The sequence below is a fragment of the Achromobacter sp. CF-sbj1-Ac2-l genome, assembly GCF_052698165.1.
The window spans coordinates 4893963-4908665 of the sequence record NZ_CP199855.1 but is presented as its reverse complement, the minus strand read 5'-3'; the positions used below and the strand labels follow the sequence as shown (position 1 = coordinate 4908665).

14 protein-coding genes are annotated in these 14703 nt (G+C 68.5%); 11 read left to right on the top strand and 3 right to left on the bottom strand.

The annotated features are described in order from the left end of the window. Positions 1-59: 59 nt before the first annotated feature. The 3 genes from ACUDCK_RS22485 to upp all read left to right on the top strand — a co-directional run bounded on the left by ACUDCK_RS22485 (position 60) and on the right by upp (position 3534). Positions 60-1214, top strand: coding sequence for an ABC transporter substrate-binding protein (locus ACUDCK_RS22485; protein ID WP_054500990.1), 1155 nt, complete (start codon positions 60-62; stop codon positions 1212-1214). Between the two features lie 109 nt (positions 1215-1323). Beyond that, positions 1324-2772, top strand: coding sequence for a D-alanyl-D-alanine carboxypeptidase/D-alanyl-D-alanine endopeptidase (dacB, locus tag ACUDCK_RS22480; RefSeq protein ID WP_054500991.1), 1449 nt, complete (start codon positions 1324-1326; stop codon positions 2770-2772). A 123-nt stretch (positions 2773-2895) separates the two neighbouring features. Next, positions 2896-3534 (top strand): uracil phosphoribosyltransferase, encoded by a 639-nt coding sequence (upp, locus tag ACUDCK_RS22475; RefSeq protein WP_020926674.1) that lies wholly within the window; start codon positions 2896-2898, stop codon positions 3532-3534. Between the two features lie 49 nt (positions 3535-3583). Here the strand turns inward: upp and cysG are convergent, their stop codons facing one another. Beyond that, entirely contained in the window at positions 3584-4999 is a 1416-nt protein-coding gene (gene cysG / locus ACUDCK_RS22470; protein WP_175167511.1) for a siroheme synthase CysG, read from the bottom strand. Between the two features lie 599 nt (positions 5000-5598). Between cysG and ACUDCK_RS22465 the strand changes: the two genes are divergently transcribed. The 7 genes from ACUDCK_RS22465 to ACUDCK_RS22435 all read left to right on the top strand — a co-directional run bounded on the left by ACUDCK_RS22465 (position 5599) and on the right by ACUDCK_RS22435 (position 10775). Continuing rightward, positions 5599-6894: a CmpA/NrtA family ABC transporter substrate-binding protein gene (locus tag ACUDCK_RS22465; protein ID WP_155755617.1), complete on the top strand. Its 1296-nt coding sequence runs from the start codon at positions 5599-5601 to the stop codon at positions 6892-6894. Between the two features lie 46 nt (positions 6895-6940). Further along, positions 6941-7792: a nitrate ABC transporter permease gene (gene ntrB, locus ACUDCK_RS22460; RefSeq protein WP_372414776.1), complete on the top strand. Its 852-nt coding sequence runs from the start codon at positions 6941-6943 to the stop codon at positions 7790-7792. A 4-nt stretch (positions 7793-7796) separates the two neighbouring features. Then, positions 7797-8666 (top strand): ABC transporter ATP-binding protein, encoded by an 870-nt coding sequence (locus ACUDCK_RS22455; protein ID WP_175167512.1) that lies wholly within the window; start codon positions 7797-7799, stop codon positions 8664-8666. A gap of 154 nt (positions 8667-8820) precedes the next feature. Continuing rightward, positions 8821-9546 carry a hypothetical protein gene (locus tag ACUDCK_RS22450; protein WP_054500995.1) on the top strand — a complete coding sequence of 242 codons (726 nt, stop codon included), beginning with the start codon at positions 8821-8823 and terminating at the stop codon, positions 9544-9546. A gap of 83 nt (positions 9547-9629) precedes the next feature. After that, positions 9630-9947: a DUF883 family protein gene (locus ACUDCK_RS22445; protein WP_054428548.1), complete on the top strand. Its 318-nt coding sequence runs from the start codon at positions 9630-9632 to the stop codon at positions 9945-9947. A 67-nt stretch (positions 9948-10014) separates the two neighbouring features. Continuing rightward, positions 10015-10431, top strand: coding sequence for a phage holin family protein (locus ACUDCK_RS22440; RefSeq protein WP_054500996.1), 417 nt, complete (start codon positions 10015-10017; stop codon positions 10429-10431). Beyond that, positions 10428-10775 carry a hypothetical protein gene (locus ACUDCK_RS22435; protein WP_064528217.1) on the top strand — a complete coding sequence of 116 codons (348 nt, stop codon included), beginning with the start codon at positions 10428-10430 and terminating at the stop codon, positions 10773-10775. Before ACUDCK_RS22440 ends, ACUDCK_RS22435 begins: the two co-directional genes overlap by 4 nt. A 92-nt stretch (positions 10776-10867) precedes the next feature. Here the strand turns inward: ACUDCK_RS22435 and ACUDCK_RS22430 are convergent, their stop codons facing one another. Continuing rightward, positions 10868-12412 (bottom strand): UbiD family decarboxylase, encoded by a 1545-nt coding sequence (locus ACUDCK_RS22430; RefSeq protein ID WP_064528219.1) that lies wholly within the window; start codon positions 12410-12412, stop codon positions 10868-10870. 83 nt (positions 12413-12495) lie between these two features. Here ACUDCK_RS22430 and ACUDCK_RS22425 point away from each other — a divergent pair, with 83 nt between their 5' ends. Then, on the top strand, positions 12496-13314 hold the full coding sequence (locus tag ACUDCK_RS22425) for a lytic transglycosylase domain-containing protein (RefSeq protein WP_054500999.1): 819 nt from the start codon (positions 12496-12498) through the stop codon (positions 13312-13314). 30 nt (positions 13315-13344) lie between these two features. Here ACUDCK_RS22425 and ACUDCK_RS22420 read toward each other — a convergent pair whose 3' ends face one another. After that, a complete protein-coding gene (locus tag ACUDCK_RS22420) occupies positions 13345-14454 on the bottom strand; it encodes a hypothetical protein (RefSeq protein ID WP_064528221.1) in 1110 nt (369 codons plus the stop codon). Between the last annotated feature and the right edge of the window lie 249 nt (positions 14455-14703).

Here is a 14703-nt window from a genome sequence, read left to right as displayed (position 1 = left end):
CACGCCGTAGCGGATCGGCAAGACGCATAACGATATCCGCGCCCCAAAGGAGATACCGCATGACCCCTCGTAGCACTCTGACGGCCGCGTTGGCGGCCCTGCTGGTCGCGGGCGCCGCGCCCGCGCTGGCGCAGGTGAAGATCGGCGCCACCCTGTCCACCACCGGCCCCCAGGCCTCGCTGGGCATTCCCGAACGCAACACCATCAGCCTGTTGCCCACCGAGATCGGCGGCGTCAAGGTCGAATACGTGGTGCTGGACGATGCCTCCGACACCACCCGCGCGGTCAGCAATTCGCACAAGCTGATCTCGGAAAACCAGGCTGACCTCATCATCGGCTCCTCCACCACCCCCAATACCATGGCCATGCTGGACACGGTGGCCAGCGGCGCCACGCCGGTGATCACGCTGGCCTCGTCGGCGCGCCTGATCGATCCGGTGGACGACAAGCGCCGCTGGGTCTTCAAGACGCCGCATTCCGATTCCCTGATGGCCGAGGGCATCGCCCGCCACGCCGCCGCCAACGGCGTCAGGAAGCTGGCCTTCATCGGCTTCAACAACGCCCTGGGCGAGACTTTCTGGGTGGAAGTGGAAAAGGCCGCCAGGCAACACGGCATCGAGATCGTCGGCAAGGAAAGCTTCGCGCCCACCGACACCTCGGCGGTGGCGCAGACGCTGAAACTGGTCGGCGCCGCTCCGGACGCGGTGGTGGTGGGCGCCTCCGGCACGCCGGCGGCGATGCCGGCGAGGGCGCTGCGCGAACGCGGCTTCAAGGGCAAGATCTACTTCAACCACGGGGTGGCCAACAACGATTTCCTGCGCGTCTGTGGCGCCGCCTGCGACGGCGCCTGGGTGCCGGTGGGGCCGGTGATGGTGGCCGACCTGCTGCCGGACACCCATCCGGTCAAGGCCACGGCCCAGGCCTTCGCCAAAAAGTACGAGGCCGCCAACGGTCCGGGCAGCGTGTCGCTGTTCGCCGCCTACACCTGGGACGTCGGCCTGCTGCTGCAGCAGGCCGTGCCGGTGGCGCTCAAGAAAGCCAAGCCCGGCACCGCGGAATTCCGCGCGGCGCTGCGCGATGCCCTGGAGAACGTCAAGAACCTGCCGACCGCCACCGGCGTGGTCAACATGAGCCCGACCGACCACAACGGCCTGGACGAGCGCGCGCTGGTCATGGCCACCGTGGCCGGCGGCAAGTGGAAACTGCAACAGTAGTCACCTCGCGAGGGCGGCTGGCGCGCTTTCGGCGCGCGCCGCCGCCCGCAACCGTCCCAGGTTTTGTATGCTCACGGTTTTGCAGCACGAGCAACCGGGTGGACAGGGCATGACGGGACTAGGGAAAAAGCGGGTGGGCGGGCCGTGGCAATGGCTGGCCGGCGGACTGCTGGCCCTGGCCGCCAGTGCCGCCTGCGCCCAGGTGCCGGGGCTGCCGCCCAGCGTGGTCAACGCCTGGAAGGCCAGCAAGCTGCCCGACAGTTCGCTGTCGCTGGTGGTGCAGGAGGTCGGCGGCCCGCGGCTGGCGGCCCTGAACGCCAAGGAAGCGCGCAACCCGGCGTCGGTGATGAAGCTGGTCACCACCTGGGCGGCGCTGTCCGAGCTGGGCCCCAACTACGTCTGGCGCACCGCCTTCATGACCGAGCCGGGCGCCCGGCCCGACGCCAAGGGCGTGCTGCCCGGGCCGCTCTACCTGCGCGCCGGCGGCGATCCGCAATTCCTGATGCAGGACCTGTGGGTGCTGCTGCGCGAACTGCGCCTGCGCGGCGTCAAGCAGATCAACGACCTGGTGATCGACCGCAGCATCTTCGGCCAGGTTGCGACCGACCCCGGCGCCTTCGACGGCGCGCCGGACCGCGCCTACAACGCCAGCCCCGATGCCCTGATGGTGGGCTTTGGCGCCGTGCGCATCCTGTTCACCCCCGATCCGGCCGCCAACAAGTGGGTGCCGCTGATCGACCCGCCGCTGCCCGGCCTGAAGATCGAGGGCCGGGTCGAATGGAGCGACGCCCGCTGCCCGGGCGCGCCCGTCGTCAACACCGACCCGGTCATCACCCAGCAGGGCGTGACCCTGCGCGTCAGCGGCAAGGTGGCCGGTTCCTGCGGCGAATTCGACCTGTACCGGCTGGCGCTGTCGCAGACCGACTACGCCACCGAGCTGTTCCGCCTGTTGTGGAAGGAGCTGGGCGGCACCTTCAAGGGCCAGGTGCGCGCCGGCATGGTGCCGGGCGACGCCGTGGTGCTGGCCTCGCACGATTCGCCGACGCTGGCCGAGGTCATCCGCCAGATCAACAAGCGCAGCAACAACGTCATGGCGCGCACGCTGCTGCTGACCCTGGGCGCGGAAAAGGGCCGCCGGCCGGCCACCGTGGCCAGCAGTGGCAGCGTGGCCAAGGACCTGCTGGCCCGCCAGGGCCTGGACATGCCCGAACTGGTGATCGACAACGGCGCCGGCCTGTCGCGCGATGCGCGGGTGTCGGCCGACAGCCTGGCCTCGATGCTGACCCTGGCCTGGAATTCCCCCGTCATGCCGGAGTACATTTCATCCCTCGCGATCGCCGGCGTCGACGGCACGGTGCGCCGCCGCATGAAGGGCGACGGCACCCTCGGCATGGCCCACCTGAAGACCGGGTCGCTGCGCGACGTGCGCGCGATCGCCGGCTACGTGCTGGGCGCCAGCGGCAAGCGCTACGTGGTGGTCAGCATCGTCAACCACGAGCAGGCCGGCGCCGTGCGGGCCTTCGACGACGCCCTGATCGCCTGGCTGGCCGAACAATAAGGTTGACGCGGCCCCCTGCATCCACCCGGTAAACCGATTACGATTCTCGGGCGCGCGCCATGTTTGCGGCGGCGCCTGAGGCGAACCAACCCTGCCTATCAATAATCCTGGAGATTTACGCACATGCCCGTGCACGAAATCCGCCACCCGCTGATCCGCCACAAGCTCGGGATCATGCGCCGCGCCGACCTCAGTACCAAGAGCTTCCGTGAACTGTCGCAGGAAGTGGGCGCGCTGCTCACCTACGAAGCGTCCAAGGACCTGCCGCTCGCGCCCGCCACCGTCGAAGGCTGGTGCGGCCCCGTGCAGGTCGAGAAGATCGCCGGCAAGAAGGTCACCGTGGTGCCCATCCTGCGCGCCGGCATTGGCATGCTGGACGGCGTGCTCAGCCTGATCCCGGGCGCCAAGGTCAGCGTGGTGGGCGTGGCCCGCAACGAAGAGACCCTCGAAGCCCACACCTACCTGGAACGCCTGGTGGGCGAACTGGACCAGCGCCTGGCGCTGATCGTCGACCCGATGCTGGCCACTGGCGGTTCCATGGTCGCCGCGATCGACCTGCTCAAGCGCGCCGGCTGCAAGGAAATTCGCGCGCTGGTGCTGGTGGCCGCGCCGGTCGGCATCGACGCGGTGCTGTCCAAGCACCCGGATGTGCATATCTACACCGCGTCCATCGACGACGGCCTGAACGAGCATGGCTACATCATGCCGGGCCTGGGCGATGCCGGCGACCGCATCTTCGGCACCACCCAGAAGACCGACTGAGTCCTCCCGGGCGGCGGGGCCGGGCGCCTGTGGCAGCCGTCGCCGGCCGCTACGCCGCCAGTCTTTGCGGCGCGCCTTCCAGGTGCTCGCCGAACCAATGCAATGATTGCGCCAGTCCCGCCACCTCGCCCACGATCAGCAGGGCGGGGGAGCGGATGGCGTGCGCCCGCGCCAGACGCGGCAGGTCTTCCAGCGTGCCCGACAGCACCCGCTGCTCGGGCCGGCTGCCGTTCTCGATCAGCGCGAACGGCGTAATCGCGGCGCGGCCATGGCGGATCAGGCGCTGCGTCAGCAGTTCCAATTGGCCCACGCCCATGTAGAACGCCAGCGTCTGGCGTTCGCGCGCCAGCGCCGGCCAGTCCAGGTTGTCCTCGTCTTCGCGGCAGTGCGCGGTCACCAGGCGCACCGATTGCGCGTGCTCGCGATGCGTCAGCGGGATGCCGGCGTAGGCGGCACAGGCCAGCGCGGCGGTGATGCCGGGCACCACCTCATAACGCACGCCATGCGTGCGCAGGTGTTCCAGTTCCTCGCCGCCGCGGCCGAAGATGAAGGCGTCGCCGCCCTTGAGCCGCACCACGCGGCGGCCCAGGCGGGCGTGTTCGACCAGCAGGGCGTGGATGCGCGCCTGGGTGGCGTGATGGTCCTCGCCCGGCAGCTTGCCCACCGCAATGCGTTCGGCGTCGCGGCGCGCCAGCGACATGATGTCGTCGCTGACCAGCCGGTCGTACAGGATCACGTCGGCCTCGTTCAGCGCGCGCAGCGCCTTCAGCGTCAGCAGGCCCGGATCGCCAGGGCCGGCGCCGACCAGCACCACGCTGCCTTCGGCCGGCGCCAGCGGCTGGGCCAGGGCGGCTTCCAGCGCGGCTTGCGCGGCCTCGGGACGTTGTTGGCGCAGCAGGCCGGCCACCGGCCCGTCCAGCAGCCAGTCATAGAAACGGCGGCGCGCGCCCAGGTCGGGGTGGCCGGCGCGGATGCGCGCGCGATAGCGTTCCGCCAGGCCCGCCAGGCGGCCCAGGCTGTGGTCGAACAGGGATTCGATGCGTTCGCGCAGGCGCCGCGCCAGCACCGGCGCCACGCCGGACGAGGAAATGGCCACGATGACCGGCGAGCGGTCGACGATGGAGGGCACCTGGAACGACGACAGCTCGGGATCGTCCACCACGTTGCTGAAGATGCGGCGCGCCCGCGCGGCGTCGGAGACCGCCGCGTTGACGCCGCGGTCGTCAGTGGCGGCCACCGCCAGCCACGCGCCGTCGAGCCAGGCGGGGTCGAAGCGGCCCGCCAGGTGGCGGATGCGGCCCGCCGCCAGCAGGTCCGCCAGCGCCGGCGTCAGCTCGGGCGCGCCCACGGCGACATCGGCATGGGCTTCGAGCAGGGCGAGCGTCTTGCGCTCGGCCACCGCGCCGCCGCCCACGACCAGCACGGGCCGGTCCTTCAGATCGGCAAAAATCGGGAAAAGCTTCATTACGCGGCCTCGGGCGCACCCGGCAGTAGGTCAAACGATCATAGGGACCGGGTCTCATCCCCACAACTTCTGATTTCTTGAATCCATATAGCCACAACTTATTTGGCGCGGGCCGCTTGCGGGGCGCGCCGGCTCAACCCATGCAAGTTCCATGCCCGCGCAGCGGCCTTGGCCAAGCCAGGAAAGCCGCGCATCCGGCGGCGGCCGCCTGGGCGAGGAGGCGGGGCCGCAGGGGAGACGGGGCGCGGGCAAGCCGCCGGATTCGAGGTCGCCGGCGCCGTCCGCACATCGATGGTGCGTTGCCGCATTCGTTTGCGCACCAAGTTGGATCGCCAGGCGCGCCGGCCATCATCGGAGCGGGGCGCCCCGGCCCGCCTTGCGGATCGCCGCAAACCCAATGGGCGCGCGGGTGCGCGCCGGCCGCGACGAGCGCGCCCGGCCACTTGGCACGCCGATTGCTTAACCGTTGATGGACGGTCCGCGCGCGGTCCGGCCACGCCAAGCGCCGCGATCCGCGGCAGGGAACAACGACGTTCCGCAGCGCCAACGGGTTGTCCCCGATCGGCGCGCGGGACGTTTTTTTTTGCCAGGAGCCTCGTATGACGCCAGTGAAACCCCGCCTTCCCGCCGCCACGGGGCCGGATTCGACCACCGACGCCAGCCGCCGCAAGTGGCTGGCCGGCACCGCGCGCGCCGTGGCCGGCGCCGGCCTGCTGTCGCTGGTCGACCCGCTGGTGCGCGCCGGCGCCTGGGCCGCGGGCAGCGACGCGCCCGAGAAGGCCGAGGTCAAGATCGGCTTCATTCCGCTGACCGACTGCGCCTCGGTGGTGATGGCCTCGGTGCTGGGCATCGACAAGAAGTACGGCGTCACCATCACGCCGTCCAAGGAAGCGTCCTGGGCCGCCGTGCGCGACAAGCTGCTCAACGGCGAACTGGACATGGCCCACGTGCTCTACGGCCTGATCTATGGCGTGCAACTGGGCGTGGGCGGGCCGAAGAAGGACATGGCCGTGCTGATGAGCCTGAACCAGAACGGGCAGGCCATCACCCTGTCCAACAAGCTGCTGCAGGCCGGCGCGCGTGACGGCGAATCGCTCGCCAGGGTGATGGCCTCCGAGAAGCGCGAATACACCTTCGCCCAGACCTTCCCGACCGGCACCCACGCCATGTGGCTGTACTACTGGCTGGCCGCCTACGGCATCGACCCGATGAAGGACGCCAAGGTCATCACCGTGCCGCCGCCGCAGATGGTGGCCAACATGCGGGTGGGCAACATGGACGGCTTCTGCGTGGGCGAGCCGTGGGGCGCGCGCGCCATCCTCGACAAGATCGGCTTCACCGCCGTGACCACCCAGGCCATCTGGACCGACCATCCCGAAAAGGTGCTGGGCACCAGCGCCGACTTCGTGGCGCGCAATCCGAACACCGCGCGCGCCGTCACCGCCGCCATTCTGGAGGCGGGCAAGTGGATCGACGCCTCGCCCGAAAACCGCCGCAAGACCGCCGAGACCATCGCCGCCAAGTCGTACGTCAACACCGACGCCAGCGGCATCATCGACCGCATGCTGGGCCAGTACGACGACGGCCTGGGCAAGCGTTGGAGCGACGCGCACGCGATGCGCTTCTCGGGCGACGGCGCGGCCAACTTCCCCTACCTGAGCGACGGCATGTGGTTCCTGACCCAGCACAAGCGCTGGGGCCTGCTCAAGGAGCATCCCGACTACCTGGCCGTCGCGCGCCAGGTCAACCGCATCGACATCTACAAGCAGGCCGCGCAGGCCGCCGGCCTCGCCGTGCCAGGCAGCGAGATGCGCAGTTCCAAACTGGTCGACGGCGTGGTCTGGGACGGCAGCAACCCGGCGGCCTACGCCGATGGTTTCAAGGTCAAGGCCTGAGCGCCGCCACGCATAGGAGAAGCTCGCGATGTCTACCGTAACGAGTATGGAGCGGGCCGCGCCCGTGTCCGCCACCCCCGCCCCGGCGCCGCGGGCCGCCCCCTGGACCGATGCCTGGCGCGAACGGCTGGAAGCGGCGTTGCGCGCCGTGGTCGGCCCGGTGGCCGGTTTCGCGCTGTTCGTGCTGGTGTGGCAGGTGGTCGCCATGCGCATCCCGGAGATTCCCACACCGGGCGTGACGTGGCGCGCGGCGGTGGAACTGTTCTCGGACCCGTTCTACGACAACGGCCCCAACGACAAGGGCATCGGCTGGAACCTTCTGGCCTCGCTGCAGCGGGTCGGCATCGGCTTCGGCCTGGCCGCGCTGGTGGGGATACCGATCGGTTTCGCCATCGGCCGCTACGCGCCGGTGCGGGCGATGTTCTCGCCCATCGTCAGCCTGCTGCGGCCGGTGTCGCCGCTGGCGTGGCTGCCGTTGGGGCTGCTGCTGTTCAAGGCCGCCAACCCGGCCGCGATCTGGGCCATTTTCATCTGTTCGATCTGGCCCATGATCATCAACACGGCGGTCGGCGTGTCGCGCGTGCCGCAGGACTACCTGAACGTGGCGCGGGTGTTGAACCTGTCCGAATGGAAGGTCACCACCAAGGTGCTGCTGCCGGCCGTGCTGCCCTACATGCTGACCGGCGTGCGGCTGTCCATCGGCACCGCCTGGCTGGTGATCGTCGCGGCCGAGATGCTGACCGGCGGCACCGGCATCGGCTTCTGGCTATGGGACGAGTGGAACAACCTGAAGGTCGAGCACATCGTCATCGCCATTTTCGTGATCGGCATCGTCGGGCTGATCCTGGAAACGCTGCTGGTCGCGCTGGCCCGCCGCTTCACCTACACCGAGGAGTAGCGCCATGAAGAAATTCGTACGCATCGAGCGCGTGGGCCAGACCTTCGCCACCCGCAAGGGCGCCTTCGTCGCGCTGCGCGACATCGACCTGACGGTGGAGCAGGGCGAGTTCATCACCCTGATCGGCCATTCCGGCTGCGGCAAGTCCACCCTGCTGAACCTGATCGCCGGCCTGACCCGCCCGACCAGCGGCGTGCTGCTGTGCGCCGAGCGCGAAATCACCGGGCCCGGCCCGGATCGCGCCGTGGTGTTCCAGAACCACTCGCTGCTGCCCTGGCTGACCTGCTTCCAGAACGTGCACCTGGCGGTGGAACGGGTTTTCGGCGCGTCGGAAAGGCGCGCCCAACTGGCCGAGCGCACCCGCGCCGCGCTCGATCTTGTCGGCCTGCTGCCGGCGCAGAACAAACTGCCGCGCGAGATCTCCGGCGGCATGAAGCAGCGCGTCGGCATCGCCCGCGCGCTGGCGATCGAGCCGGGCGTGCTGCTGATGGACGAGCCGTTCGGCGCGCTCGACGCGCTGACCCGCGCGCACCTGCAGGACGAATTGCTCAAGATCGTCGCCAAGACCCGCACCACCACCATCATGGTCACGCACGACGTGGACGAGGCCGTGCTGTTGTCCGACCGCATCGTCATGCTGACCAATGGGCCGGCCGCGACCATCGGCGAGATCCTGCCGGTCCCGCTGGCGCGGCCGCGCGACCGGGTGCGGCTGGCCAATGATCCGGTCTACCTGTCGTGCCGCGCCGCCGTGGTGGACTTCCTGCACCGGCGTCACGGCAATCCCGAACGGACGCCGGCGCCCGTGGCGTTGGCGGCGCTGCCCGATGCCGAGGACGAGCCGGTGGCGGCGGGGGCGCGCGCCGTGGCCTGACGCGGGGAGCCGACGCCCGCCGGCCGGCGCGGCAACGCGTCCGTCGCGCGGCTGACACGTTCCGTCATGCGTGTGATTTGCCAACCGGTGTAGTATCAAGCCAGCCGGGCGCGCAGCGCCGGCGTGTCCTGGATTTCTGGAGTGGCTTGTGGCATTGCGAAAATTGGCATCCCTGGTTTTGGTGACCGGCGCGCTGGGCGCGGCCGGCGTGGCGCAGGCCGGTGTCTGCGACGCGAAGTTCATGCACGAGGGCGGCGCGGTGCAACTGACCGGCTCGGGCAATATCGCCCTGGGCGCCGACCTGGCCTTCACCGAGGTTACGAAAAGCAATGGCGACAACTGCCGCGCCCGCGTGCAGGGCGTGGCCCGCTTCAGCTATGCGGGCCTGCCGCCGGGCAAGTCCAAGCTCGATTACCTGATGACCGTCAAGGGCGGCCAGGCCACCTTCCTCAAGTACGCCTCCGCCGGCGAGGCGCCACAGCCGTCCGAGGGCCAGTTCGACCTGCGCATGCTCGGCCTGTTCGCCTACGACGGCAAGCTCAACCCCGGGCAGAAGCTGCCGGGCTCGTCGTTCCGCCTGAAGATCGGCAAGGAAGCGCCGGTCGGCGGCCAGCCCAGCACCACGGTGCGCATCGGCGAGAAGACCGTCGGCCGCTCCACCAGCATCGGCACCGCGCTGGGCCAGCAGGCCTGCCATCCCGTCACCTACACGCGCAATTCCGATCCCACCATGGCCACCTTCCAGGGGTTGACCATCCCGATTCCCGGCATGAACACCACCGTCACCGACTGGTACTGCCCGGCGGTCAACCTGGTCATGAAGCAGGATATCGACCAGGGCGGCGTGAAGTCCGCCGTTGAGATTACGCAAATCAAGTAGCACACGGTAGCAAGCCGGCCTGGACCCTTGCGGAGCGGCTGGTATGATGGTTTTGTCATAGACACACTACAGGAGCTCAAAAAATGGCCACGAGAAAATCCGAAGACGTCGCAAAAGAAAAACTGATCGACAGTGTCAAGACCAGCCTGAATGACGCTGAAAGCCTGTTGCGCGAAGCCGCCAGCAGCACCGGCGACAAGGCCGCCGAACTGCGCGAACGGGCCATGACCTCGCTCAAGCGCACCCGCGAAGCCCTGTACGAAGCCCAGGACGCGGTGCTCGAACGCGGTCGCAAGGCGGCGCGCGCCACCGATGACTACGTGCACGACAATCCCTGGCAAGCCATCGGCATCGCAGGCGTGACCGGCCTGCTGCTCGGCTTGCTGATCAGCCGCCGCTGACAAGGCAGGACTTCCGGGCGGGCGGCGCCGGCCTCTGGCCGGCTCGCCCGCCCGGCGTCCTTTGGCCATGGGTCTACGCAAATCTGTATTTGGCGTGGCGTCCAGCCTGGTCGGGCTGATGCGCACGCGCCTGGAACTGCTGGCATTGGAAGCGGCGGGCGAAAAGGCGCGCCTGCTCAAGCTGCTGGGCATGGCGTTCGCCGCCTTGCTGTTTCTGACGCTGGCGGTGCTGGTGTTCACCATCACGATCGCGGTGGCCTTCTGGCCCACCGAAGACCGCTATCTGGCCCTGGGCCTGCTGGCGGCCTTGTACCTGGTGGTCGGCGTGGTGCTGCTGCTGGTGGTGCGCCATGGCCTGGTCTACGGGCCGCCGCCATTCGCGGCCACGCTGGAAGAACTGGGCCGTGACGCCGAGCTGCTCGAACGGGTGCGCGACGCGCAGGACGATGACCGCGCGCAGCGGCGCCAGGAGGACTTGTCATGACGAAAAGGTCTCCCACCGTCGACCGCGCCGTGCGCATCGAGCTGCTGCGCGCCCGCGCCGCGATCGAGCGCGAGTCGCTGGCCCAGGGTATCGTGTCCACGGGGCGCAGGCTCGAGCCGGCCGCGCTGCTCAAGAGCTTTGTGCCGGGTCTCGCGTCCGGCGGCGCCTCGCGCTGGGCCATGCAGGCCATCGGCCTGGCGCGGCGCTATCCCATCATCAGCTCGTCGCTGTCGGCGATGTTCATGCGCGGCGGCGGCAAGTCCAAGCTGCTCAAGCTGGCTGGCGGCGCGCTGGTGGGCTGGCAGTTGTTCAAGCTGTGGCGCGATTCGCGCGACGACCGCTGATTCCGGTCTGCGCGCCCGCCCAGATGAAAAACCCCGCCGTATCCGGCGGGGTTTTTTTCATGGGCCGGGGCGGCTTGCCGCGCCACCGCGGGCTACAGTCCCAATTGCCCCCAGATGTCATCCACCCGCTTCTTGACGTCGGCATCCATGGTGATGGGCGTGCCCCATTCGCGCTGGGTTTCGCCCGGCCATTTGTTGGTGGCGTCCAGGCCCATCTTGCCGCCCAGGCCGGACACCGGCGAGGCGAAGTCCAGGTAGTCGATGGGCGTGTTCTCGACCAGCAGCGTGTCGCGCACCGGATCCATGCGGGTGGTCATGGCCCACACCACTTCCTTCCAGTCGCGCGGATTGATGTCCTCGTCGACCACCACGATGAACTTGGTGTACATGAACTGGCGCAGGATGCTCCACAGCCCGAACATGACGCGCTTGGCGTGGCCCGCGTACTGCTTGCGGATCGACACCACCGCCAGGCGGTAGCTGCAGCCCTCGGGCGGCAGGTAGAAGTCGACGATCTCGGGCAGTTGGCGCCGCAGCAGCGGCACGAACACCTCGTTGAGCGCCACGCCCAGCACCGCGGGTTCATCGGGCGGCTTGCCGGTGTAGGTGGAGTGATAGATGGGATTGCGGCGCATGGTGATGCGCTCGACCGTGAACACCGGGAACCAGTCCTGCTCGTTGTAGTAACCGGTGTGGTCGCCGTAGGGGCCTTCCAGCGCCATCTCGTAGTCGCTGTTGGGCGGCGGGTTGACGCCGTCGGGCACCGCCGGCGCTATCGCGCGCGGGTCGGATGACGGCAGCAGGTGGCCTTCCAGCACGATCTCGGCCCAGGCTGGCACCGACAGGTTGCTGCCCAGCGCCTGCGCCACCTCGGTGCGCGAGCCGCGCAGCAGGCCGGCGAACTGGTATTCGGACAGGCTGTCCGGCACCGGCGTGACCGCGCCCAGCGTGGTGGCCGGGTCGGCGCCCAGCGCCACGGCGATGGGGAAGGGCGTGCCAGGATGCGCCAACGCGTGGTCGCGGAAATCGAGCGCGCCGCCGCGGTGCGAGAGCCAGCGCATGATGAGCTTGTTCGGGCCCAGCAACTGCTGGCGGTAGATACCCAGGTTCTGGCGGCGGGCGTTGGGGCCGCGCGTGATCACCAGGCCCCAGGTCAACAGCGGCGCCACGTCGCCCGGCCAGCAGGTCTGGATCGGCAGGCGCGTCAGGTCCACGTCCTTGCCTTCCCAGACGATCTCCTGGCAGGCCGGGCTCTTGACGTTCTTGGGGCTCATGTCCCACAGCGCCGACTTCAGCATCGACACCTTGGCCAGCGCGTCGCGCAGGCCCTTGGGCGCTTCGGGCTCGCGCAGCGAGGCCAGCAGTTCGCCGATGTCGCGCAGCGCGCTGACGTCGTCGGCGCCCATGCCGCGCGCCACCCGCGAGGGCGTGCCGAACAGGTTGGCCAGCACCGGCATCCCGGCCGGCTTGCCGTCGTGCTGCGCTTTCTCGAACAGCAGGGCGGGGCCCTCGGCGCGCAGCACGCGGTCGGAAATCTCGGTCATTTCCAGGCGCGTCGAGACCGGCGCGGCGATGCGTTTGAGCTCGCCCATGCGTTCGAGTTGAGCGAGGAAGTCTCTAAGGTCGCGGTATTTCACTACAGATCCCGGCTATTTGGTTACATCTTGGGGAGGAAGAGAGGTTAACATTGACTCCCTCTTTTTTAACGCAGGAGGTTTTCATGCCCGATGCGTCAGTGGCCAGCCTGTTCAGGAACATGGCCCAAGGAGTGCACCAATATCTTGCCGAATCGCTGCGCATCTGCTCCGTATACCTGGGCATCGCGGTGATCGTGACGGTAAGCATGGGATTCGCCCTGCCTGGTTTGCGCGACCAGGCATTGCAAGTGCACAAAGCCTTGTTGACCGCCCTCGCGCCTTCATCCATGCAGACCGGCGTCGAATCCGAAGCCGGGTCCGAATTCGGCGCCGATTCCTCGTCGGCGATTGCCATGGCCGTACCCACCGCGCCGTCCAGCAATGCGACCGGCATGTTGGGGCCTGCCCGCGCCGCGCCCGCGACGCCCAAGAAGCCTGCCATGGTCGCCACCGGGCCGCAGGCCGAAGCCTTGCGCAATTACATTTCGCGCAAATACAAGGTCGCCTATGACGCGACCGGTCCGCTCTTGAACACGGTGTACAAGGTGGGCCGCGAGAAACAGTTGGATCCGTTGCTGCTGCTGGCCGTCATTGCCATCGAATCGCGCTACAACCCGCTGGCCGAGAGCCACGTCGGCGCGCAGGGGCTGATGCAGGTGATGACCAGCGTGCACCAGGACAAGTTCGATGCCGTTGGCAAGAATCCGCTGGACCCGGGCGCCAACATCGCCGTGGGCGCCACCATCCTGAAGGACTGCATCAACCGGCGCGGCTCGGTCGATGGCGGCCTGGCCTGCTATGTCGGCTCGACCGGGCCGGACGACAATGGTTACGGCGCCAAAGTGCAGGCCGAGCGCCGGCGCCTGGCGCTGGCCTCGGGTATCGCGCTGGCCCGCGATTGAGCCCGCTGATCCCCGGGGCGGAACCGGGGATCAGCGGAAGGTCACGAGTATCGTGACTTGCTGGTTGAACGCCCCCGGCACCACCGCCGTGCCGGTCTTCACCAGTTCCGCCGAGTAATTCAGGCTCCTGGGACGCAGCGTGGTGGTCAGTGACTCGGCCACCGGGCGCCATTGATTGAAGGCGATCGGAATGGCGCCGTTTTCGTTGACCCGCAACGCAAGGCCGTTCGGCGTGCCATCGGTGTTTTTCAACTCGATGTTCCGGTCGCTGGACGTCAGCACCGGGCTGCCTTCGGGCTGGAACTTGATCTGCAGAGGAACCACTATGCTGCCCAGGTCGGCGATCTGGAAGCCGCCATCGCAGGCTTCGTTGAAATCCGCGACGATGGTGAATGGCGTCGGCGGCGGCAGCGGCAGATTGCCCAGGCTGTATGCCCTGCCCAGGTAGACCGAAGCGGGCGTCGAGATTTTCGCGATGCAGGTCGGAATCAGGCTTACGGCCGTTGCGTTGCTGGAGCCGATCGCGATGTGATTTGTATTGATGAATGCGTAATGCATCCTGACCAGGTCGTTGTACGCGGGGAAGAAGGCCCTGACAGGTCTGGTCGGAGGCGTTACGGTGACCAGTTGCAGCTTGCCGAGCAGCACCCCTGTCGCCGTGAGCGTGGGGTCGGTCGCGGACTTGGGGGCGTAATGCTCGGCGCTCAAGCGGAATCGGTCATCGGTGGTGCTGCCCGTAGGTTCCCAGGCCGGGTAACCATTGATCTGGATGACGAGTTTCAGGCCGACCCTGCGCAGCTCGTTCAGTACCGAGGCCATGTTGCCCCCGGACACCAGGAAAGGCGCCATGCTCGCGCTGTTGCTGACACACACCCAAGGCACCGGCGGCAAGGGGGCATCGTAGACGACCGTGCCTGGCGGATTGGATTTGTCCAGCGTCAGGAGCGGTGGCGCGAATTGCCCGGGCGCCGCTTGCGCCCCCATGTCCTGTGTGTAGTTGCCGGCCCGCGTCGGGTCGAGTTGGCATCCCGGGCCCAGCGCGTGGGCCGCCAGAGGAAGCAGACAGGCGGTGAGCCATCCCGCCACCGCCAGCGCGCCACGCCCCGGGCGGCGGACCCTTGCCGCGATCCGCTTGATCATGAATTGACTCCTGGATAGGCGCGATCCGGCCGCGCGGCCGCCCGCCCCCGACCTTGGTCGGGGAGCGGAAAAGACTCCAGGGAATATAGGTGCGCGGGCTCGGCAAATGGCGCTTCACCATAGGCTCGGCTATTGTGTCCGGGCGATTTCGGCGGCCGGGAATGTCCGGCCATGGTTGTGGCTTCACAGCGGCGCCTAGCGCGGGAATGCGTGGCGCCGGCGGGTGGCCCGGGCGCCAGCCCGGCAGTC